Origin of the sequence: Paenibacillus sp. KS1, from assembly GCF_001680695.1 — a bacterium.
Classification (GTDB): Bacteria; Bacillota; Bacilli; order Paenibacillales; family Paenibacillaceae; genus Paenibacillus_B; species Paenibacillus_B suaedae.
In genome coordinates, this window is sequence record NZ_MAIS01000014.1 from 67,467 (window position 1) to 89,461 (window position 21,995).

Sequence of the window (21,995 nt, forward strand, 5' to 3'; positions counted from 1 at the left end):
CGACAATAGTCTTGTTGACGCGTCCAAGCTGGCTGATTGTATCCCTTCAGAGTGTTGCATATTCAAATCTACCTTCGATTTACGGTATATGACCACGTTTCATCTTCTGTCACTTTACCGATTGACTGATGATCGATGTCTTAGCTCTTCCTCTCGGCTGAATGGTTGCCAAGCATACACCTGCCAGCACGAAGACAAGACCCACAGCAATCGACCACGTCATGCTGTCGCCGTACAGCCATACGGACAATAGTGAGGTTACGATTGGCGTCAAGTTCAAGTATATGCTCGCCTTGCTCGCACCGATCTGCTGCACGCCAAGGTTGAAAATAATATAACCGATAAGCGTTCCGCATACGACCATATACGCCATCTCCGTCCAACCTTGCAGAGACATATCGGGAACTTTACCCCAACCCCCTTCAAATAGCGAACTGACTCCCAGAAACAGAGAACCTAACAAGGTCATTACTGTAGTCGTGAACAAGGGAGAGACATCATGCACTACCTTTTTCCCAACAAGACTATATATGACCCCGCACATTAATGCTGCCAGAAACAATAAATCTCCTTCGTTGAAGGACAAGCTAGCTAATCGGTGCCATGAGCCCTTCGTAATTACGATAACCACACCGATGAAGGACAGCGCAAGGCTAATCCCAAACTTGCCGCTCCATCGTTCCTTGAAGAATAACATCGCACCAAGCGATACGAACAGCGGCATCGTCGCAATGATGAGTGAACCGTTAATTGCAGACGTATAATGCAGCGCCATAAAGAACAACGCATTGTATCCGAAAATTCCCGTAAGCGATACAATGAGAAGCCCCTTCCAATTATCCTTCCATGCACGGATATTCCACTCTGATCGCATCGTGAGCAGCACCGCTAAGATCATCCCTGCCAATGCAAATCGAATCGTTGCGGCTACGAGTGGAGGAATCTCGGTAATGACATGAGCTGCTGTAGAAAATGATCCACCCCAAAATAACGGCACGAGCAGCATAAGCACATAAATGCTTCGGTTAGACTTTTGATTACTCATGATAATCGTTCACCCTTTAATTAGATAATATGTTTAAACATTTAAACATACTTAGCAAAAAAAATAAGCACTTCTTGCACAGAAACACTTTACCCATTGGATGTTACATCTTGATCCTATATAATAGGATTAGGAATTTGAAACTGTGTTCCACTGAATGGAACAGCAAAGGAGGTTACTCATGTCCCACATCTTTCATGGTCTTGACCATATCCAGTTAGCCGCCCCCGTCGAATGTGAATCCGTAGCACGGAAATTCTATCACGAATTATTGGGCTGGGCAGAGATTCCGAAGCCCGAAGCTCTTCAGCAGCGTGGAGGTGTATGGTTCCAATGCGGAAGTCACCAAGTGCATATCGGCGTGCAGCAAGACTTCATTCCTGCGACAAAAGCTCATCCCGCCTTCGTTGTTACCAATCTTGAATCCTTACAGTCCCATCTCCTGCAGCATCATATTGAAGTGACCGACGACTCCGCCCGGATAGAAGAAGGTGTAATTCGATTCTATGTAAACGATCCATTTGGAAATCGACTTGAATTCATGGAGTACCTGTAACACGATACGCATTCTTCTATCCGAACCAATCTGCCTTCATTGGTTATACTCCCGCTTCAATGGACAGCATCAACTCTTTAATCGTCGTCATAAATCCCCCTGCACGCAAGGAATACAGCTTCTCATTCGCCTGCTTGTCGAACGTGATGAGCCCGGCTTGTCTTAAGATTTTCAGATGGTGCGAGACGGCCGGTCTCGATATCTCCATATGTTCGGTGATTTGGTTCACATTCAGAGCGCTATGTTCAAGTAGGAGTATAATAATCTGCTGCCGATTCGTGTCTCCAAGCGCTTGAAAAATGGGGGTCGCCTGCTGGAACTTCTCCAGCACCTGCTCTTTGTTACTGCTGCAATCATATTGTCCGTGCTCAGTCGTGATGATTCTCACCTCATATGTTTATATGTTTAAACATTACATATTATGATGTGAAAATACCCATTTTGTCAATAGAGTAAGTCTCCATCGCACGAACCAATAGATTAATCATTTCCATTGCCATTCTCACGCTGCAGGAAATCATCAAATTCACCCGCAAGCGCCGCAAGTTTCGTCATTGTATTCCAATTCCGTGTCGTTACATTCGATCCTAACTTTTGGAAATTATTTGCCAGTTTCGAATCCAGAACACTCTGGCGATACAAACAATATATCTCACGGCCTTGTATCTGGAATTCATCAACTTCTTGCATACCATTAGACAATATACTGGCGGTGTCAGGCGAAGGCTCGTCCTTGCACATTGTAATCTGAATCCCCTCTCCTTCCTTCAGCACAGCTGCATCATACGGACATTCAGCTACAATAGCCTTCATTTCCTGAGCCGTGCGCAGCATGACGTTCGGCTTGAAGCCAAATGCATTCCCTATTTCCTCCTGAATTCGTGCTTCTAGCCATTCCCTTGCTTCTGATGAAGCAAATACAACATTGCCGCTCTGCAGCAGCGTTCGTACATGGGTAAGTCCCATATTTTCAAGAAGAAGCTTCAAATCTGCCATTTTTATCTTGTTTTTGCCACCTACGTTAACTCCACGCAGTAACCCGACATACATTTGCATCGGTCCGACCACATCCCTCAGTATCTTCTTCATTTCCATAACTACTTCACACAAAACTTCAAACCACTACTTCAAATAAATGCCGAGCGGTAAATTGGATTCCCCTGCCGTCATCAATTTGCATTGAAAGGTGCGAACACCAACAGGAGCCACAACCTTCGCGATCAAGCATACATTCGTGTTGTCCATCATGAGCGGTACACCGATTACTTTTCCATCAACGAATATAGCCCCTGCAAATGCTCCCCCTCTAGGATTTACATAAATGCTAACAACCGCTTCTTCCTCCGTATCATTATGCAGCGGAATATCCACCAAGTAAATAGCACCGAATTGACCGGTATTATCAACCGCACCTTCCCGTAATTCGCTAGCATTTGCGGCAAACAAAAAATCTGAAGCCACTTCTCCATTCATCTTCTTTCGGGCACACACACGGTATACACACTCTGTCCCTATAACATAGGCAGGCATACTAGCATGAACCTCGGCATAAGGCCAGCTTCCTCTAGGATGAGTGCCGTACGGAGTCAGCGGATCTGAATGAATGAGTCTTATATCGGCAGTGACGTCCCGACTTGCGACTGTACGGATCGCATACTCCGTCTCCCCTGCCCCTGAATCCCGTTCTATCGTGAACTCATAGATGAACCCTGCAAAATAGTTGGTATCGAGCCTTACGACTCAATCATTGCTGTGCTAGTCACATCTGCGTGTTGGTCTACGGAAGTATAATGATCCAGCGTTCCGCTTAAACAAGACTTTGCAAGACATTGTCCTACTTGAATCATCTGATCTGACACCGGCTGAATATGGATATCCCTACGGATATGCTGAATGGCTATCCGGGTAGATGTGGACAGGTTTTGTACAGTCACCCCCAGCTGCAGCGGCTGTCCTGTTTCATTGCGATGCCATCCGAATAGGCGATGCGTGACAGATTCCTCATCGGAGCACACGATATCATGCCATAAGGTGCACGCTGTCCCCGGGAATGAGGACTCATTTAATATCTCAGGATTATCGCTAACCAGTAAGCGGCGTTGATCACTGGCGATCGCACTTTCTACATCAACAAATACAGAAGTAGGTACATTTATTATATCAACGGTCAGATCTTCTTGTTGACAAGCCATTATGTATATCCCCCTCATCTATAGCAGCTTCAGCAACCCTATATCCTATGTAGATGGATGATCACTTAGCCTTTTGCTGCAAAAAACTTACTCTATGTATCCGTAGTCAGGACTTATATTCGAATAATATCAAAGAGGGTGGGACAAACTCCAATTACAAAGGAGCGTGCATCGGTGGACATCATAGCTCGTACTATATTTGCTTTCATCTCTTTGCTTGCATTTAGCCGATTGCTAGGCAAAAAACAAATGAGCCACATTACCTTATTCAACTACATCACTGGAATCACATTCGGTTCTATCGCTGCGGATATCGCAATTGAGACTCATATTTCCATTGTTGACGGAATCATAAGTTTAACAGTATGGAGCCTGCTAACAATAGGGATCGGTAAGCTGTCCTTAAAGTTCCCACGTATTCGCGTACTCTTAGACGGTGAACCTACCATTGTCATAAAAAAAGGAAAGATTCTCGAAAAAGCAATGGCGTCCATGCATCTCAACATGGATGATATTAGCATGCTGCTTCGCGAAAAGGATGTCTTCTCCATTCAAGATGTTGATTATGCAATTCTGGAACCGCATGGACGAATGAGTGTGCTCAAAAAAGCCGAAAAAGAGTCCCCTACGAAAGAGGACCTGAAAGTGTGCGTGCAACCTACATTGTATGTGCCTACCGAGATTATCGTTGATGGCTCCATCGTCTATAAAAATCTCCTTGACCTTAACCTGACGAAGGAATGGTTAAGCCAAGCGCTGCGTAAAGCAGGATGCTCTCCCGAGCAAATCGAGGAAATCTTCTATGCGGAGATACAACGTGACGGCACGCTGTATATAGACAAAAGAGTAGACAACATGAAATGATAACACACTACTTCAAGTGAACCGGGATTTGCACATAATGCTCCACCTGTGGAGGTGACTCATAAAAAGCTTCCAGCAGCGCATTCCATTGTTCATATTGCACGGTATGACGAAAACCAACCGCATGCTCTTTCAAAGAGTGCCACTGCACAATCACCATGTAACGATCGGCAGCCTCTACACATTTATGCAATTCATGTGTGATATACCCTCTTGCAGCTTCCAATATCGAAGATGCATGACGGAAGGCGCTTTCGAAATCATTGCGCATACCAGCCTTAATGGATAATGTTGCAACTTCTCGAATCATTTCAGCGCCTCCTTCCCTAGCATATCCTCTCTTGTTAAATCCACGTAATGAAGTATGTTTGCTTTACGGGAACGCCATTGCGTTCCGCCCACTTCAGAAGCTCATCATTTCCACGCTGATCTCCCTTCGTGAAGGAAAAACAACATTTCAACGGAATTATATGCTTCGATTTTAATTGTATACCGATTGCAGGGGAATTGACGCCTTTTATCTTAATGGATTCGATCTCATTTGCATGATACACATTGCCATGCAAGCGAATCGTGTCTGAAGTTGGATGTATTTCGACTGTCCGCTTAACCCATGTCGCGTATGCTCCCGCGATCAATGACATTATGACAATGCCAATAACCGCCATCTGCATGAAGAACAATACAGGAAATGTCCGCTCTGTCATGGCCGCAATTTGCAGCATTCCTGCACTGAATAACAGAGATCCTCCCAATATCGCTTTTGTTCGCGTAGGAACCTTCACCTGATAATTCATTTCATCCGCCCCATTCTGATATGCATGATAGGTTGTATGAAGTTTCTTTGTTGTCATTCCTTATTATACCATTAACGTTAACGGAATTGACACATATTTTTCACAATAAAGACACAATTATATTCAGGGTCGGTAATTCTACCTTACGAACACATTTATTAGAGCGAATCGAAAACACATGTTTCAACACAAAGGCACTATTTCAGCGCAACAAAAAAAGCCTGCCTTATGAGAAGGAGGCTTCACCTAGCCGTTATGTATCCCTTGCAACTAACGCGAGAACTTATAATACCAAATAATCGCTCTTTCCTTCGCAGTTGCAAAATTCGCATACATCATATTGTCTACTGCGCCAATGACAAAGCCATACTTGGCATATAAGCGACACGCTTGAATGTTCACATCCTGTGTCTCAAGCATAAGACCAGCACAGTTATTTTGCATCGCCCATTCCACAGCTGTCTTCAATAATGCAGTTCCAATTCCCTTGTGCCTCCAAGCTGCTGCAACTTGAATATGTTCAATGAGCGCAAATCCATTCCAGTTTGAACAAATTTTCATTTGTCCGACGCAGCTGTCCTCCCCGTAATAGAAGAACACTGCCTTATCTTCGTCCTCTATATAACGGTTATCAAATTCTTCCTCTTCATATTGCTTGAAATACGGCTCATCAAATCGTTCTTCTGTATAAGACCATGTATCATTTTTATAGGTGGGAACAATCCGACCAATCACAGTAAACCCGTCGTCGTTTGGCTTATTGTAATCATCCCTATTCGAATGTGTCATTTTCACGATCATCGTTTCTTGATCCCCTTTCTTACATACTGCCGAAGCAAATGCTCAACAACATATTCCTGATTCTATTCGCTCTCCGTTCGAGTATTCCTTCTGCTTATCCATATAGCGAGATGAAAAGAAGCTTAATCTCCTAACTAAGGAAATTAAGCTTATACTCACTCTACCATTATTCAATTGCTTCCGTTGCTTCCGTTGGCTGACTATCCTGTGATTCCTTGCGAGCGAATGCCCACAAATAGCCGATAATTCCCCCCGCAATGGCAGGAACGATCCAGCCAAGTCCAGCTGTATACCACGGGAGATGGCTGTACAGTCTCTCAACCGCTCCCATTTCAAAATTCGCCTGCTTCAAGCCATCTACAATGCTGATTAATGCAGTTGCGAGCAAGCTGCCAATATATACGGCTGAATGTCCATGGAACATGCGATGAAGCAATGCCAAAATGATAAGAACAATGGTAAGTGGGTAAATGGCGGACACGATTGGCGCTGAAAATGAAATAATCTGATCAAGCCCCAAATTGGTTACGGCTACACTTACGACACATAAGATTCCAATCCACTTGTTATACGAAATCCGCGGCATAATGGAATGGAAGTACTCTCCACACGCTGCCAACAGGCCGACCGAAGTCGTTAAGCAAGCAAGAAGGAATACAATCCCTAGCAGTACGGTGCCCCATTTGCCAAATAAGAATAGCACGATTGCAGTCAATATTTGACCGCCATTCGCAGCCCCTTCGATTACAGAATGGCTCGTGGATCCAAGGTACCCGATCATCATGTAAATGATGGCGAGACATACACCTGCGATCAGCCCAGCCTTAATCGTGATGGCAGACAGCTTCTGTGTGTTCGTAACGCCACGCTTGCGTATTGCCGATACGACGACACTACCAAGCAATAGAGCAGACAAGGCATCCATCGTTGAGTAACCATCTATACCACCCTTAAAAGCAGCATATTGTACATACCCTTCTGCAGGCACACCATAGTCCCCGAGCGGATGGAATAAACTCTGAATGAAGACGATAATAATCATCACCAACAATATAGGTGTCAGTACTTTGCCGATGCGCTCGAACAGCTTCGATGGATTCAAGCACAACCAATAGCAGATGACAAAATAAATCACGGAATACGTCAATAATGACCAGCCGCTTGTTCGAAGCGGCTCTGGAAGGAGTGGGACTGTTCCCATCTCAAACGCTACGCTGCCGGCACGCGGAATGACGAGAAACGGCCCTAGCGCTAAATACGTAATAAGCGTAAACACAAACCCAAATCCTGGGTGGACGCGATTTGTAAGCGACTGCAAATCACCAGATTTAGCGATTGCTGCAACACCTAGAATCGGCAGCCCTACTGAGGTAATTAAGAACCCTACCATCGCCTGCCATACACTTGAACCTGCCGCATATCCCACCGCAGGTGGGAATATGAGATTACCTGCACCAAAGAATAAAGCAAATAACATTAACCCAAAAACAAACGTTTCTTTTTTTGATAGTTCAGTCATGCTGCATCTCCTGCTGTTATCTACCGACCTTATTATAACAATTCATTATAGAAAGCGGGCTTCTTTCCTGTCAAATCCAATTCCTGTGTTGCATTTGCTTCAGATTTATGCTCCTGAGATCGTCAAGCCCTTTACCTTCAATGATGGCGCATTACATCTGCCTGTGAATCGGATATCACTGCCTACAACCTCTATCTGCTTCAACATCTCGAACAAGTTGCCGGATACCGTGATTTGATTGACAGGACGTACGACTCTCCCCTGCTCGATAAGGAAGCCGGTGCAGGATAACGAGAATTCGCCGGATACGGCATTCGTCCCCGCGTGCAGACCTTGGAGTTGTACAATCATTACACCTCTCTCCATGCCTGCAATCATGTCCTCAAGCGCCGTCGAACCTGGAAGTACATACATATTGTGAGGCGCAATACCGATTTTACCGCGGTACCCGCCCTTAGAGGCATGACCTGTCGAGACCAAACCTGCCTTGCTTGCCGTCTTCCCATTATGCAAATAAGTGAGCAGCTTGCCTTCCTTAATCACTTCCGTACATGTGCAGGCATACCCCTCTGCATCGAACGAGCAAGCACCCAGAACGCCATTCATGAGCGGGTCATCCACAAGGGTGACATTACTTCCCGCTATCTGCTCGCCGATCTTATCCTTCAAGCCTGAGAAGCCCTTATTTACCGCCTCTGCTGAGAAGATGGACGTATAGGAACCTAGCAGCTTGCTGGCTGCATCATGGCGGAAGATGACTGGATATTGATCAGACAATATGGTATCCGCCCCCAGCTTCGACACCGCTTCCTCAACTGCCTTGTGAGCAATAACCTCGAAGTCGATATCCTCGAAGCGTTCCATGGAGTAATCGAACCAATCGCCTGTCGTCGTCTGGCCAGATTGTGTCGCCACAACGGATAGGCTGCCAACTGCAGTGCTGTATGATGCGCTACAATTCAACCCCTCTGTATTAGCGATCATGACCTCATTCTCAGTGAGCGTAACAGAAGAGCTTCTCACTAAGGTAATCCGTTCATCGGATGCTAGCGCGATTCGCTCCATGCCCATCGCTGCATCAATGAGAAGCTGTGGTGCCGTAAGCAGCAGCTCCGCTTCATGGGTTTTGACCTGCTGATAAGTGGGTGCTCCAGGGAACAACTTGTCTATTTCGCTGCTTTCGAGTGCATACGCATTACTTCTTGCTTCTTCAATCAGAAATGCAATGACATCCGTTTCTAATCTTTCCGAATAGGCATAGCCCATTTTGCCGTTGAATTCGCCGCGAAATGAGACGCCGCCCGTCTCCTTAATTGTAAATGCGTCGATATCTCCCTTAGAGACACGCACAGAAGTTGAACGAGTCTGTTCATAATAGACTTCCATCTTCACGCAGCCTTGTTTACGCCCTTCTTCAAATAGATGCTGTTGAAATGCTGCAATCTCCAATGCCATCGTTTATTCCCCCTTTCTTCCGCCGACCGTCATGCTGGATACACGAAGCATTGGCTGACCGCAATTGACGGGAATACTGCCGCTCAATGAGCCGCACATGCCTTGACCGTGATCTAGATTGTTGCCTACCATATCAATTTTCTGGAGAACATCGATTCCCTTGCCGATTAGAGTTGCACCTTTGACCGGTTCTTCGACCTTTCCGTTGCGCACGATATAGCCTTCATTGACCGCAAAATTGAATTCACCTGTCGCTGTATTAACGGAGCCTCCGCCCATTGTCTTGGCATACAGGCCATACTCTGTATTGGCAATAATCTCTTCCGGTGTGGAATGACCTGCTGCAATGTACGTGTTATTCATGCGGGAGGTCGGTGCAAATTGATAGGATTGCCGGCGGCCAGATCCCGTTGACGGCATTCCCATTTTGCGGCTGCCCAGCTTATCAATCAGATAGCCCTTCAGCACCCCATTCTCGATGAGCACATTACGCTGTGTTGGCGCTCCTTCATCGTCGATATTCAGTGAGCCCCAAGCATTCGGAATCGTCCCGTCATCGATGGCAGTTACAAGTGGAGACGCCACTTGCTCACCGATCTTGTCGGCGAACACAGAAGCCTTCTTCGCAACAGCTGTCGCCTCAAGTCCATGCCCGCATGCCTCATGGAATAGGACACCGCCAAAGGCATTATCGATAATGACCGGCAGCTTGCCGCTCGGCGCATAGCCGGCGCCTACCATTGTAGTCGCGATGCGGGATGCTTCTCTAGCGTACCAATCAATATCCATCGACTCGATTAACTCCAGACCCGCGTGAGCACCAGGAGCGACGTATCCTCCTTGCTTGACGCCCCCCGCTTCAGCAATTGAGCTGAAGCTCATTCTCGTGTAGGTTCTGCGATCTTCCACCAGCAGTCCTTCGGAATTGGCAATGCAAATATCTTGTACCCAGTTATTCAGTGCTATCGAGGTTTGCGTAATCGCTCGGCTGTATGCCATAGATGATGCATGCGCACGTCTCATCCAATCTATCTTGCGTCCCTTTCCCACTTCATTCGGTGGAATAAGAACCGGATGATGATCAGCGATGCTCGCTCGACGCAAATCAATTACAATATCTTTGGTTTGACCACGGATCGCTTGTGCAGCTGAAGCAGCTACCTTGATCAGATTATCTGCGGTGCAATCATTCGTATACGCATATACCGCGAACACCCCGTTGAATATGCGTATCCCGACGCCATAATCTCGACCGCCAAGTGTATGTTCTACGATTCCACCAATCATCCCCAGGCTAGACGTCGTCCGATCTTCCATAAATACCTCAGCAAAATCCCCGCCAGTTGCTAAAGCGGCGGTAAGCACATTCTCAATTAACGACGGATGAAGCATAAACTGTGCCCTCCTTGTAAGCTAGATTTCTTAGTTGCATATGTATGTATGTCGAAGCAGAGGATATCCCTAACGAACCATTTTCGCAACATCTTCGATGACGCGTAGCTTAATAATTCGTGTAGCTCGATAGCTAACTCGATAGAATGCCTCTCTTCTATATGTAAATGATTATACTATGATTTCTAGCATAACCAACTCAAACCAACAAAAAAAGAATGGTTAACCCACATTAACTCCATCTATTTACTTCATGCAAGTAAGAAAATTCTCAGCATGAGCCCCATATTTACTAAAAAGCAGCGCAAATAGATGCTCAGCAATTGAAGTACCGTGCAAGAATGACACAGTCTCATATGTACTCGCAAGTTCAGTCTCCATTGATCTTTATCCATATTGGAGGAGAGAAAATGCAACCACATTTAACAGATAGAACATCTGCAAGCACTAATCCGAATCATCGCCGTGCTCGGAAGCTGATGATAATACTCTCACTTGCCGTGGCACTCACAACTGTCGCTCCGGCGTATGCGGCTGAGTCGAGTACAGAATCTTCCCCGTCCGCAAGCACAGTAATACGGAACACACAAGCCTCGTCCCCATCAATCTTGACTAACGGCCCCTCCGATCCTAAGGAGGTTGAAGCATTTGCTGACAAGTTATTTTCCTCACCTTCAATGAAGAAGCTTCCGGGAGCTGTCTTTGTCGTCGTCAAGGATGGGCAAGTCGTATTAAGCAAAGGGTATGGCTATGCAGATGTAGAAACCAAAAAGTCCATGGATCCCGATCGTACGATTCTAAGGTTTGCTTCCATAACGAAGCCCTTCGCATCATTGGCGCTGCTTCAGCTCGCTGAGCAGGGTAAGATTGATCTGAAGAAAGACATCAGCGCGTACATGGGGGATGTCGCCATTCCTCGAAAAGTCGAAGGGTCGTTAACAGCTGAGCATCTTATGACGCACACGTCTGGTTTCGATTACCCTGAAGCTCCTGACGACATAGCAATCAAGACGAACGCTGAGTATATTCGCAAGTATATGCCAACGGTTGTACGCAAGCCAGGCACTGTATACAGCTATGACAATTTCGCCTTTCGACTTCAAGGTTATCTTGTTGAGCGCATAACTGGAGTTCCGTTCCACGAATATGGCATGCAGCATATTTTGCAGCCGCTTGGGATGACGAACAGCAGCTTCGTAATGACGCCAGAGGCTAAGAAGGATCTAGCGACAAGCTATACGAAGACAGGTGAAGTTCTTCCTTATTACGAGGTATCTCCCGCAGACGGCCCTGACGGAAGCCTTGTATCAACCGGTGCGGATATGGCTAAATTTATGATCGCGCTTTTAAATGGCGGTACGTACAAGGGGCAGCGAATCTTACAGCCTGCAACCGTACGCGAGATGGTAAAAATCCGTGTATCCGCTCATCCGAAAATTCCGAATACGACATACGGCTTCGAATCCTTGTTTCAAGAGTCCTATCATGGTGAAACCGTCATAAGCAAGGGTGGAAATCTTCCAGGGTTCGGCTCTTGGTTAAGTCTCTTGCCAGAACAAAATGTCGGCTTTTTGGTCGCATACAATTCAAACGAAGACTCTAGTGCAGATTATCGCAATACGGTTTTTCGTTCCTTTATGAATCACTATTATCCAGACAAACGGCCTGCCCCACCGCAAACGGAGCCCTCACAAGAGGTGAAAAATAAACTAGTTGGCCACTACCGTAGTCTTCGGATGGGCATCCAGGTCGTTCGAATTGCTGAGCAATCTGACAAAAAATTATCCCTGATCGATCCATTCTACGGAACCCATACATTGACTCAGATCGAACCATGGCTGTTCCGCACGGATCATGGAAAGTTAGTTGGCTTCAAACAGGAAGACAATGGAGAAATTTCCCACATGGATAACAGCAACGTAACATGGTTCGAGAAGCTGCCTGTTCCTAAAGTCCTCTATTCAGATATCGACAAGAATCATCCGTATTATGGATACATTCAAGATATCATGATGAGGAGTGGAGTATCCGAACATCAAGGGCAGTTCCGTCCCTCCTCCCCCATTACGCGTGCTGAATTCGTCTCCATGCTCATGCAGTGCTTGCGCATGCAGCCTTCGTTGAACGCAGTCTCCTTCACCGACATGAAAGGCCACTGGGCTGCCAAAGACGTTCAAACGGCGTATGATCTGGGGCTTATCACCGGGGAATCAGGTGAGCTCTTCCGACCTGATCAGCCCATTCAACGGCAAGAAGCGGCAATGATTGCGTGGCGAATCGCTCAAGCGTTCGGAGCTCCTGTGCAAGAAGCGAAACTGGTTGGCGATACTGACGTCTGGGCATTAGACGGTGTCAAGTATGCTGCCGCTATGCACAAATACGGCCCCGAAATTAAAACTAACGCAGACGGCTCTCTGAATTATGAATCCAAACGCAGCATGCTCAGGCAAGAAGCAGCTGCCTTGATCAGCACATTGCTTGCTCAGCCGATTCCGCTTTAACCACAAGATAGCTCTCGTCGAATCTCTACGTTGCGGCGAGAGCTATTTCCTTTTCCAGCAGTCCAGAATGCATTCCCAACCCCAAGGTCATACTATAGGAAAACTTTGTGTAAACGTGGTGAACACATGTCAGCCCACTCCATATTACTAGTCGAAGATGAACAAAGTGTATCTCAATTCATCCAGCTTGAACTTGAGCATGAAGGGTACGAGGTACTTGTCGCTGTAGACGGGGAACAAGCATTAGAATTCTTTCAACAAGGCGAGTGGAGCCTCATCCTGCTAGACTGGATGCTGCCCAAGCTGAACGGCCTTGAAGTATGCCGGAGAATTCGCCGCGTCAGTGATGTCCCAATTATCCTCTTATCTGCTCGTGATTATGTTGGAGATATCATTGCTGGTCTCGATACAGGTGCAGATGATTATATTACGAAGCCGTTCGAGATTGAGGAACTGCTTGCCCGCATACGCACTGCTTTACGACGCCCCAACCATGCCGCTAATCCGGAAGAGAAGGAAGTATACCAGCTCGCAGATCTCATCTTGGATGTGAAGAAAAGAGTCGTAACCCGTGCTGGGGATCGTATCGAATTAACGCAGCGTGAGTTCGAGTTACTTCAATACTTAATGGAACATCTCGGTGAAGTGATTGGCCGTGAACAGCTATTGTCCTCTGTGTGGGGATATGACTTTGTTGGTGAGACGAATGTCGTCGATGTCTATATCCGATATTTGCGCAACAAGCTGGATCGCGGCTATCAGCATAAGTTAATCCAGACCGTTCGCGGTGTCGGATATGTGCTGCGTGAACCATAAGGTATCTGAAATGACCAAGTTCAAGTCACTTATCCAGCAGCTTAAGCATTCTGCCAATACGTTAATGTTCCGCTTCACGATCTGGTATGTTCTTAGCCTATTAGCTGTCATTCTGTTAATCGGGATCTGTATTATGGGAGCAGTCACCCATCTGTTGCTCCAAGACTCCAAGCAGGAACTTTTCGCCGTCGAACGCAAACTAAGAGAAAGCATTCAAGATGGCTTTCTGGAGTGGCAATCCCTTCTCGATGAACTGCTATACCCCGATCACGCGAACTATGATGTTCAAATTGTGTCCTCTGATGGACGCATATTAGCACAAACTCGCAACTGGGACGAGGCTTTCCTCGCCGAACAGAAAAATCGAATCCGATGGTTTGATACCGTGCAGTGGAACACCGACTATGGACTGTTCATCAGAGATGAAGTCATATGGAATCAAACCAATGGGCAGGTCGGTCGAATCTATATTCATGTTCAGCTCCACTCCATTGAACGCATCTTGCTCATTATCACTAAAGTACTCGTCATTACTGCACTTGCCAGCTCAACAGCAGGATCGCTGCTTATTTATCAAATAACAAGGAGGAACCTCTCCCCCCTGTTCAGCATAATGAATTCAATTGTTCAGATGAAGAATTCACCGAATTTAAGGCAGAGGGTTCATGTCCCGAAAACGCCGGTAGAGCTAACGAAATTGGCGGAGCGCTTCAATCAGTTGTTAGATGAGCATGAAGAACTGATTGAACGGGAGATGAACTTTATTACAAATGCTTCACACGAGCTCCGTACTCCGCTGACCGCGTTTCGTGGTCATGTGAAGCTGCTGAAGCGCTGGGGGAATCAAAATGCTGAGGTTCTGCAAAAATCACTGGATTCGCTAGATCTAGAGAGCCAGCGCATGCAGCGGCTTATTATTCAGCTATTGACGTTAGCCCGTTCAGGCAAGAGCGCCACGCCGAAGGAACAAGTAAATCTCACCGACATTGTCCGAGAAGCAATCAAGCAGCTTTGGAAATCCGATTCCAAAATTTCCTTGCGTTTGCATCTGAATAAGGCTTCTTATGTACATGGGGATAAGGAACAATTGCGCCAGGTTGCCGTTATCCTCATTGAAAATGCCATAAGGTATACCAATGACCTGGGCTGGATCGAAGTTGCCGTCTATCAAGAGAAAGAAAATGCATGCCTTCGAGTATCGGATTCCGGAATTGGGATACCCGAAGAAGATTTAGATAAAATTTTCGATCGATTTTATCGTGTCGATAAGGCTCGCTCTCGCGTAACGGGAGGCACGGGCTTAGGGCTGGCCATTGCGAAGGAGCTCGTAGAGCAGCATCATGGCACCATTCGAGTTGAGAGCACGATCGGACAGGGCAGCACATTTATTGTGTGCATACCGTACTTGCACAATGCCTGAGAACATACAACAAGCCTAAAGCAGTACATCGTATTGCTTTAGGCTTGTCCATTATAAACTATTTAATTACACGACGAACTTTCGTCAAGCGGGACTCCCACTTGCTCAAGTTGTCAATTCTTACTCCGCCCTTGCCATAAGTGTGCAGGATTTTTCCATTGCCCATATAGATTCCTACATGATGAACCGGAGAGTAGAAGAACAGGAGATCACCCTTCTTCATATTCTTTTTGCTTACTGCAACTCCAACCTTGGATTGCTGCTTCGATGTGCGTGGAAGCTTGATTCCGTGTTTGCCATACACATATTGTGTGAACGAAGAGCAGTCGAATGCTTTCGTGCTTCCCGACTTGGCACCAAATTTATATTTAACACCTAAGTATTTTTTTCCTGTTGCAATAATTTTGTCTGCCTTAGAGCTTTGCGATGTGGAAGCGGCGCTAGCTGTTTGAACAGGCATTACTGCACCAGCTGACAGTGCAAAGGACAACGTTAATGTTACGCATACAAATATTTTTCCAAACTTCTTTTTATTCAACAATATTCTCATCTCCCAAAAAATGGATAGTGCTGATGTGCTCACCAGCGACGTTACATACCATAACACATAATTTTTATCCATTATTTTCTAGAGAAGAGCTGAAACATTGCTGTTGTTTACTTTTTTGTAATCTATTAGAGCAACATTATAAATTTCTCATCTCTCTCTTCTTGACAAATAGGTCGTTGTGATCATTCTTCCTTTGGCAGGATAAAAAATAAATAGATTCGATACTAGATCATCAAAATTTTGCCGTGCAGCAACTGCCGTTATCTCAGGATGCAGAATAAGCGATGAACACATGAAACAGCGCCATCTCATCGCATACAAACGTTGAAATGGCGCTGCATATGAATATTATCAATTGCCCAAGCTGCAGAGTCAACTTACATCGTAAGATGATCGTCATAGAGATTAGAGCGGCGCTTGAACCAGTCAAATAAATGCGTAACAACAACCTTGAGCACTGCATACCCAGGCACAGCCAGAATAATGCCCACTACACCGAACAGATTGCCGGCTGTCAAGATGACGAAAATGATCGTAATCGGATGAATGCGGAGTGTCTTCCCCATAATTTGTGGCGAAATGAGCTTCCCTTCCACCAATTGGACAATCGTCCAGACGATGATCATTTTCAGCAGCATCATCGGTGAAGTGACAAGCGCCACGATCATCGCGGGTGTGATTGCAATTGCAGGGCCCAAATACGGTACAATACTCGTACAAGCTGCAATTACTGCTAGAATTAGTGAATATTCAAGCCCAATGATTAAATAGCCCGCATACAGTAAGATGCCGATGCAGAAGCTTACAATAATCTGACCCCGTATGTAGGAACTGATTTGATTATTCATCTCGGACATCACTTGATGGGATTGCTTGCGCAGCGTAGTCGGCAAAAATGTAAGGATATAATCAGGCAGCCGCCGGCCATCTTTCAGCAAATAGAATAGAACGAATGGAACGATGACAAGGCCGAGAATCGTTTCGGTAACTGCACCTAGAAAACCACCGATTCCATTGAATGTGTTGTTTAAGAGTGAGGTAGCCCGCTCGGACAAGGAGCTTACGAAGTTGCTGGAATTAATATCGATGCTCTGCTGGATACGATTGAAGAACTCACTGCCGATCATGTCGCGGAACAACGTCTCAATCTGGGTACTGAACCCTGGAAAGTTGGCAATCAAGTCCATAACTTGCTTCTTAATGACAGGAATAACAGCAAGGACGACGACCGTAATAATGCCGATAATCAGAATATAGAGAATGAGAATGGATATGAATCGTTTGACTCTCCATTGCTCCAGAAGATCAACGATCGGATTCAGCAAATAATAGAGCACCCCTGCTAATAGCACTGGGAACAACACTGTCTTGATGAAAATAATGAATGGAGAGAAAATAAATGAGATTTTCGTAAAAATAAACACGTTCAAACTGATTAACAACACAATCAACAAAAACGAGATCAATTTATGATTCAAGATAAACGTGAACATTCGGCCTGGCCTTGTTGATCGTTTCTCCATGCATTAGCTCCCTTCAGTGTTGGATGTAATCTTAATCACTAATTGCCCCTTCCCATGCGGAATGATTGTTAAATTCCAATCAAATGCTTGCGCAACCCATCGTACTTGTACATACAGTTGGCCGTCTCGGATGACTGGCCCGCGGTATGTCTTCTTTAACACTCTACAGACATCCGAGTTTGGAGCACAATCCTGATCTGGTTGATAAACATGGGTGTAATCTTCGTAATCCTCCTTGCCATTCGGATGTGTGCTGACCCAATATCCACGATAGTCATTCCCCCAAACTTCGACTGTGTTGGTCTTCTGCGGCATAGCGTATACATGATAATCATATAATCCCGGTTGAAAAGCATAGGACATGTCAAGCCCCATAGAACCCGTTATTGTGGATAGTGGAACTAGGATCATCCCTTGCTCATTCAATATCTCATTTTGTGGTACCGTTACATTTCCTAGCTGGACTGCATATTTTGATTTCGCAGCAGCAGCGGTATCATCAATATTGACACTCCATACCAGCAAGGCAAAAACAAGCAGCACACCAGCAAGAAACTTTCTTTTTATGTGATGTACAGCCAACTCCAGTCCTCCTTTTTTCGCTTCTCAAATTCAATTGCACACCTACCCACATATTACCACAAATAATTAATCAGTTGAGAAAGACATTTTGAAGCATTTTCTGCATAAAAAAAGCAATGACATGGAACGACAACATCGTCGTTTTCTCTGTCATTGCTAGTTGTTTCTTTCCGCTGCGCAAATTCCCTACCATCCGATGAAATGGTGAATATCCAGACGACCATAGATGGTGCAGCCTTATGTTCTGGATGCTACAAACCAGACCACACATCCTTTGCGAATTTCCCTTCCGCTTGCAAACGTTCCAGCCAATGCTTCGCCTCCTCCTCATGAACACGATGCACGTTCTGAAAAGCTTGCCGCAAAGCAGCTTCCACATCAGGCGCCATTTTGCTTCCATCTCCGCAGATATATAAGTGGGCTCCCTTATCCAGTAATTCTACGATTTGTTCCGCATGCTGAGCTATAATATGCTGGACATACGTTTTAGCCTCACCTTCTTTACGAGAGAAGGCGGTATGCACGGTTACGATTCCATCCTGCACGAATCTCTCCAGTTCCTCACGATATAAGTAATCTGCTTCATTCCGGCAGCCGTAATAGAGGATGGCTTGTCCAAGAGATTTCCCTTCTTGCTGCAGCGCCTGTCTAGCCTGCAAAAAGCCACGGAAAGGTGCGACCCCGGTTCCAGGTCCAACCATGATAATCGGCGTTGCAGGATCGGCAGGGGGCTGGAATTTGGATTCAGGTGTCCGTACGAACATCAGAATCGAGTCGCCCACTTCACGCGAAGCCAAGTAATTGGAAGCAACTCCACGATATTCTCCCATGCCGCTCCACGCCGGGCCGAGGACGACCCCGACCGTGATGCTCGCCTGCTTCTCCTGGATGCGAGGTGAACTGGAAATGGAATAGTATCGAGCCTTAAGCGGAGGCAGCAGCTCTAAAAAACGCTCGAACGGCATCTCGCAAGCTTCGTATTTCTCAAGCAAATCAAGCATGGAAACCCGTTTGCGCAGAACTTCAGCTACATACATATCCTCAGCTACAAGTGATTCCAACTCACGTCTATGAGGCGGGCAAGCTGTATAAGACGCCAATTCACGGAGTTGAGCCCGGGTCGCAGCTTCCTGCAATTCTACACTATGACTCAACAAATCGGACAGGCTGACCGGTTGGCCAGTAGGCAGATGAGCCGCACTGCGTCCGCTTGCATTAACGATCAGATGATCGCTGCCGTTCAGCGCAAATCTTTGCAGCACGCGATTAACCTGTGAAGTATGATTGCGCGGCAGCACTCCCAAATGATCGCCTTCCTCATAGGTGACTCCATCGGGGAGTGCGATCTCGATATGACGGGTACTGCGCCCGCTTCCTTCCTGCTGCAACTCGCGATTGCTTACAACTTCGGCATGAACCGCTTCATACGAATTGGCCAACCTGCTGCCTGCATAATCCTTTACGAATTCAACAGTAAGCGTGCTGCGAACGGCTTCCGATTGCTTGCTCAGCTGTAATCCTAGCGCTTTCATCATATCTGGCCACAGCTTGGAACGCCAGCTCTCGACATTCAGCTCAAAGTCGCCGCTCGCATCCCCTTCGCCCCGAATCACCAGCCGTTCAGCACCCTTTTTCTGCATCTGCTCGTCAACGAATCGCGGTACATCTTGATAGGTGCTTGCCCAGTTATGATCCCCACATCCAAATACGGAATAGCGGACACCTTCCAGCTCGCCATCGTCAATCTGCTCGAGCCACTCCACGAATGCCTGTGCATTGCTTGGCGGCCTGCCGTTGTAGGAAGAGGTTACAATGAGGAGAGCCCCAGTCTTCGGGAGCTTGCCTACATAGTCGTTTAGTGGAGCGACCTCACTCCGGAATCCCTGGTAGCGTCCCTCATCCACCAGCTCGCGGGCAATGCCCTCGGCCGTCCCGAGATTGGAGCCGTATAGGACGAGCAGCGGCGTGTCGTGCGCTTCGGCCATTGGAGCTTGTTGTTGAGCATTTTCATGCGATTCTGATTCGCCACTCAGCGCTCCTTTTGCAGACAAAATCCCCGCCCCCAGTTGCTTCCGCAGCCGAATGCGAATCCGAAAATCTTCAGGCTTCAGCGTCAGTGCTTCCTTCACCTTCAGCTGATAGTTGGTATGATCGATTATCTCAAAATGCTTGAGCACCATGCCCAAAACGAGCGCAGCCTCTTGCAGCGCGAACTGCTGCCCGATACACGCGCGTTGGCCATTGCCGAACGGCTTGTAGGCATGATGAGGAATTTGGCTCGGGTCTTCAAAACGTTCGGGTCGGAATTGCTCTGCATCCTCACCCCATACAGCACGGTCTCGATGAAGCCTCGGTACAAGCACATTCACACTCTCGCCCTTTGCAAGCGGGTATTTGCCAGCCAGCAGTGTATCCTCCTTCGCAAATAGTGAGAATGCCGGGGCGGTCGGCCATAAGCGAAGTGATTCATTAAGTATCATCCGTATGTATGGCAATTGTCTCACTTGTGCATACGTCGGAACAGGATCTGTCAGCACACGATCCACTTCCTCGTAAGCCTTCTGCAAGCATTCGGGATGCTTCAGTAAGTAATAGATTGCGAACGACAGCAGGCCGCTTGTCGTCTCGTGACCCGCAATTAGAAACGTAATAATCTGGTATCGGATATTCTCGTCATCCAATGACTCTCCGGTTGCTGGATCCTTTCCGTTCAGCATATGGCTCAACAAATCCTGACCAGCTTCATCCGGCTGCTGCTTCCGCTCCGCAATGATTTTGTCTACGAGCGAGTACATAAACTGGATATCATGCCGATACTGCCGCTTCGTGACCACCATGAGCTTATCTTGAATATTGAGGCGCTGAAGCTGATGCATTGCTTCGCTTAACGCACGAACCATGCTTGTAATAAACGGATGGGGCTGATCGCGATAAAAGCTATTGAATCGATAATTGAACCCACAGAGACCGATTGTATCGAGTGTCAGACGTGTCATGTCTTCTGGCACATCGATACTTTCATCCGGATTCAGCCTTGACCATTTTTGGATAAGCTGCACCGCAATATCAACCATCATCTCATGGTAACCGCGCATAGCCGACTGGCTAAAGCTCGGCAGCAATATATTGTGCGCCCTCTGCCAGTTCGGCTCTTCTGTTCCGCTTGTGAACAGTCCGTCGCCGGTAAATGCCCGCACACTGCGCAAGGGCGCCCATACGTTTTTATCGAAGCGCGATTCGTCGCACGCATCCTTTACCAACTCATGGCCAGAGATAAAAATTTCGCTTCTCCCCGGCAAATCAATGCGAAATATAGGGCCATACTCCTCAGCCAGCTGTACCATGGATTGAACTGGAGCTTCCAAGTTCAGCTGCGGCAAATTCCCCAGCAGACCAAATGTCTTCGGCTGAGGAATATGGGGTGAATTTGATTCTGACATTGCGGTATCTACTCCTTACTAATAGACATATCAAATCGTATATACTTTCAGTCTATTATTTGCAATACCGCATCACTTCATCCCACATAGCAAAAGAGCCGCTGCAAAACAATAACGGTTTCCCGAAATTATCTTCACAGAGGCTCTTTTACCTAGAGGCTATAAGTGCAGCTTCACTTGCTTACCACAGCTCTTCTTTCTTTTTCTTAGGCTGACGCTTTATTTTATTCTGAACAGCAGGCAAATGCTTCATGCTTCGAATCATTGGTCCTTTGCAGAGTGGGCAAGATTGCTCCCCAGAGGCAAATTCGTCTCTTACCCATGCTTTACATTCCGGATTTCTGCATTTCAGAATTTTTGTGATAATCAATTTCGGTTTGTCGTCTTGACTCGTTGTCACTTTCCAGTACATCCCTTTCCAATCAGCATTCATTTACCATTAGGCCGATAAAATATATCATTACTTAGCGTCACCTGTCAAAGCAAAATGTATGCTGATCCGACTATAGAAAAGGGGCTGTCCCAAAAGTCGAACGACTTTA

The 21,995-nt window shown here is 46.5% G+C and carries 21 protein-coding genes; 5 read left to right on the forward strand and 16 right to left on the reverse strand.

Annotated elements, in window-relative coordinates:
• Nucleotides 1-109 precede the first annotated feature (109 nt).
• Entirely contained in the window at nucleotides 110-1,045 is a 936-nt protein-coding gene (locus BBG47_RS07135; protein ID WP_065291148.1) for a DMT family transporter, read from the reverse strand.
• Between the two features lie 181 nt (nucleotides 1,046-1,226).
• On the opposite strand from BBG47_RS07135, the gene BBG47_RS07140 reads away from it, so the two are divergent.
• Nucleotides 1,227-1,601 (forward strand): VOC family protein, encoded by a 375-nt coding sequence (locus BBG47_RS07140; RefSeq protein WP_065291149.1) that lies wholly within the window; start codon nucleotides 1,227-1,229, stop codon nucleotides 1,599-1,601.
• A 43-nt stretch (nucleotides 1,602-1,644) separates the two neighbouring features.
• Here the strand turns inward: BBG47_RS07140 and BBG47_RS07145 are convergent, their stop codons facing one another.
• The 4 genes from BBG47_RS07145 to BBG47_RS28895 all read right to left on the reverse strand — a co-directional run bounded on the left by BBG47_RS07145 (nucleotide 1,645) and on the right by BBG47_RS28895 (nucleotide 3,793).
• Nucleotides 1,645-1,989, reverse strand: a complete 345-nt coding sequence (locus BBG47_RS07145; RefSeq protein WP_065291150.1) for an ArsR/SmtB family transcription factor — start codon at nucleotides 1,987-1,989, stop codon at nucleotides 1,645-1,647.
• A gap of 92 nt (nucleotides 1,990-2,081) precedes the next feature.
• Nucleotides 2,082-2,690, reverse strand: coding sequence for a DUF1697 domain-containing protein (locus BBG47_RS07150; RefSeq protein ID WP_254659766.1), 609 nt, complete (start codon nucleotides 2,688-2,690; stop codon nucleotides 2,082-2,084).
• Nucleotides 2,691-2,723: 33 nt separating this feature from the next.
• Nucleotides 2,724-3,062, reverse strand: coding sequence for a hypothetical protein (locus BBG47_RS28890; RefSeq protein WP_175400498.1), 339 nt, complete (start codon nucleotides 3,060-3,062; stop codon nucleotides 2,724-2,726).
• 272 nt (nucleotides 3,063-3,334) lie between these two features.
• Nucleotides 3,335-3,793 (reverse strand): hypothetical protein, encoded by a 459-nt coding sequence (locus BBG47_RS28895; protein ID WP_083189130.1) that lies wholly within the window; start codon nucleotides 3,791-3,793, stop codon nucleotides 3,335-3,337.
• Between the two features lie 174 nt (nucleotides 3,794-3,967).
• Here BBG47_RS28895 and BBG47_RS07160 point away from each other — a divergent pair, with 174 nt between their 5' ends.
• A complete protein-coding gene (locus BBG47_RS07160; protein ID WP_065291151.1) occupies nucleotides 3,968-4,657 on the forward strand; it encodes a DUF421 domain-containing protein in 690 nt (229 codons plus the stop codon).
• Nucleotides 4,658-4,664: 7 nt separating this feature from the next.
• Here BBG47_RS07160 and BBG47_RS07165 read toward each other — a convergent pair whose 3' ends face one another.
• From BBG47_RS07165 to BBG47_RS07190, 6 genes are all read right to left on the reverse strand, one after another.
• On the reverse strand, nucleotides 4,665-4,967 hold the full coding sequence (locus BBG47_RS07165) for an antibiotic biosynthesis monooxygenase family protein (RefSeq protein WP_065291152.1): 303 nt from the start codon (nucleotides 4,965-4,967) through the stop codon (nucleotides 4,665-4,667).
• A gap of 34 nt (nucleotides 4,968-5,001) precedes the next feature.
• Nucleotides 5,002-5,511, reverse strand: coding sequence for a hypothetical protein (locus BBG47_RS07170; protein ID WP_021253660.1), 510 nt, complete (start codon nucleotides 5,509-5,511; stop codon nucleotides 5,002-5,004).
• 213 nt (nucleotides 5,512-5,724) lie between these two features.
• Complete coding sequence (locus BBG47_RS07175) at nucleotides 5,725-6,255, reverse strand: GNAT family N-acetyltransferase (protein ID WP_065291153.1); 531 nt, start codon at nucleotides 6,253-6,255, stop codon at nucleotides 5,725-5,727.
• A 166-nt stretch (nucleotides 6,256-6,421) separates the two neighbouring features.
• Nucleotides 6,422-7,774, reverse strand: coding sequence for a branched-chain amino acid transport system II carrier protein (gene brnQ / locus BBG47_RS07180; RefSeq protein ID WP_065291154.1), 1,353 nt, complete (start codon nucleotides 7,772-7,774; stop codon nucleotides 6,422-6,424).
• Between the two features lie 105 nt (nucleotides 7,775-7,879).
• Nucleotides 7,880-9,229 (reverse strand): TldD/PmbA family protein, encoded by a 1,350-nt coding sequence (locus BBG47_RS07185; RefSeq protein WP_254659767.1) that lies wholly within the window; start codon nucleotides 9,227-9,229, stop codon nucleotides 7,880-7,882.
• A gap of 3 nt (nucleotides 9,230-9,232) precedes the next feature.
• Nucleotides 9,233-10,621, reverse strand: a complete 1,389-nt coding sequence (locus BBG47_RS07190; RefSeq protein WP_065291155.1) for a TldD/PmbA family protein — start codon at nucleotides 10,619-10,621, stop codon at nucleotides 9,233-9,235.
• Nucleotides 10,622-11,031: 410 nt separating this feature from the next.
• Here BBG47_RS07190 and BBG47_RS07195 point away from each other — a divergent pair, with 410 nt between their 5' ends.
• From BBG47_RS07195 to BBG47_RS07205, 3 genes are all read left to right on the forward strand, one after another.
• The gene (locus tag BBG47_RS07195) at nucleotides 11,032-13,122 is read left to right on the forward strand and encodes a serine hydrolase domain-containing protein (RefSeq protein ID WP_065291156.1); all 2,091 of its coding nucleotides are present in this window, start codon (nucleotides 11,032-11,034) and stop codon (nucleotides 13,120-13,122) included.
• A 126-nt stretch (nucleotides 13,123-13,248) separates the two neighbouring features.
• Complete coding sequence (locus tag BBG47_RS07200) at nucleotides 13,249-13,938, forward strand: response regulator transcription factor (protein ID WP_021253666.1); 690 nt, start codon at nucleotides 13,249-13,251, stop codon at nucleotides 13,936-13,938.
• A 10-nt stretch (nucleotides 13,939-13,948) separates the two neighbouring features.
• Nucleotides 13,949-15,358: a sensor histidine kinase gene (locus tag BBG47_RS07205; RefSeq protein ID WP_065291157.1), complete on the forward strand. Its 1,410-nt coding sequence runs from the start codon at nucleotides 13,949-13,951 to the stop codon at nucleotides 15,356-15,358.
• A gap of 58 nt (nucleotides 15,359-15,416) precedes the next feature.
• Here the strand turns inward: BBG47_RS07205 and BBG47_RS07210 are convergent, their stop codons facing one another.
• From BBG47_RS07210 to BBG47_RS07230, 5 genes are all read right to left on the reverse strand, one after another.
• Nucleotides 15,417-15,908: a C40 family peptidase gene (locus BBG47_RS07210; protein ID WP_036590961.1), complete on the reverse strand. Its 492-nt coding sequence runs from the start codon at nucleotides 15,906-15,908 to the stop codon at nucleotides 15,417-15,419.
• Nucleotides 15,909-16,285: 377 nt separating this feature from the next.
• Nucleotides 16,286-17,431, reverse strand: a complete 1,146-nt coding sequence (locus BBG47_RS07215) for an AI-2E family transporter (RefSeq protein ID WP_065291158.1) — start codon at nucleotides 17,429-17,431, stop codon at nucleotides 16,286-16,288.
• A 3-nt stretch (nucleotides 17,432-17,434) separates the two neighbouring features.
• Nucleotides 17,435-18,013: a hypothetical protein gene (locus BBG47_RS07220; RefSeq protein WP_065291159.1), complete on the reverse strand. Its 579-nt coding sequence runs from the start codon at nucleotides 18,011-18,013 to the stop codon at nucleotides 17,435-17,437.
• Nucleotides 18,014-18,264: 251 nt separating this feature from the next.
• Nucleotides 18,265-21,453, reverse strand: coding sequence for a bifunctional cytochrome P450/NADPH--P450 reductase (locus BBG47_RS07225; protein WP_065291160.1), 3,189 nt, complete (start codon nucleotides 21,451-21,453; stop codon nucleotides 18,265-18,267).
• Nucleotides 21,454-21,634: 181 nt separating this feature from the next.
• Nucleotides 21,635-21,853, reverse strand: coding sequence for a cold-inducible protein YdjO-related protein (locus BBG47_RS07230; RefSeq protein ID WP_021253672.1), 219 nt, complete (start codon nucleotides 21,851-21,853; stop codon nucleotides 21,635-21,637).
• Nucleotides 21,854-21,995: the final 142 nt, after the last annotated feature.

Coding starts and splice junctions, on each gene's coding strand:
- BBG47_RS07135 (WP_065291148.1), bottom strand. CDS start 1,045: ATGAGTAATCAAAAGTCTAACCGAAGCATTTATGTGCTTATGCTGCTC.
- BBG47_RS07140 (WP_065291149.1), top strand. CDS start 1,227: ATGTCCCACATCTTTCATGGTCTTGACCATATCCAGTTAGCCGCCCCC.
- BBG47_RS07150 (WP_254659766.1), bottom strand. CDS start 2,690: ATGAAGAAGATACTGAGGGATGTGGTCGGACCGATGCAAATGTATGTC.
- BBG47_RS28895 (WP_083189130.1), bottom strand. CDS start 3,793: ATGGCTTGTCAACAAGAAGATCTGACCGTTGATATAATAAATGTACCT.
- BBG47_RS07165 (WP_065291152.1), bottom strand. CDS start 4,967: ATGATTCGAGAAGTTGCAACATTATCCATTAAGGCTGGTATGCGCAAT.
- BBG47_RS07170 (WP_021253660.1), bottom strand. CDS start 5,511: ATGACAACAAAGAAACTTCATACAACCTATCATGCATATCAGAATGGG.
- BBG47_RS07175 (WP_065291153.1), bottom strand. CDS start 6,255: ATGATCGTGAAAATGACACATTCGAATAGGGATGATTACAATAAGCCA.
- brnQ (WP_065291154.1), bottom strand. CDS start 7,774: ATGACTGAACTATCAAAAAAAGAAACGTTTGTTTTTGGGTTAATGTTA.
- BBG47_RS07185 (WP_254659767.1), bottom strand. CDS start 9,229: ATGGCATTGGAGATTGCAGCATTTCAACAGCATCTATTTGAAGAAGGG.
- BBG47_RS07190 (WP_065291155.1), bottom strand. CDS start 10,621: ATGCTTCATCCGTCGTTAATTGAGAATGTGCTTACCGCCGCTTTAGCA.
- BBG47_RS07195 (WP_065291156.1), top strand. CDS start 11,032: ATGCAACCACATTTAACAGATAGAACATCTGCAAGCACTAATCCGAAT.
- BBG47_RS07200 (WP_021253666.1), top strand. CDS start 13,249: ATGTCAGCCCACTCCATATTACTAGTCGAAGATGAACAAAGTGTATCT.
- BBG47_RS07205 (WP_065291157.1), top strand. CDS start 13,949: ATGACCAAGTTCAAGTCACTTATCCAGCAGCTTAAGCATTCTGCCAAT.
- BBG47_RS07210 (WP_036590961.1), bottom strand. CDS start 15,908: ATGAGAATATTGTTGAATAAAAAGAAGTTTGGAAAAATATTTGTATGC.
- BBG47_RS07215 (WP_065291158.1), bottom strand. CDS start 17,431: ATGGAGAAACGATCAACAAGGCCAGGCCGAATGTTCACGTTTATCTTG.
- BBG47_RS07225 (WP_065291160.1), bottom strand. CDS start 21,453: ATGTCAGAATCAAATTCACCCCATATTCCTCAGCCGAAGACATTTGGT.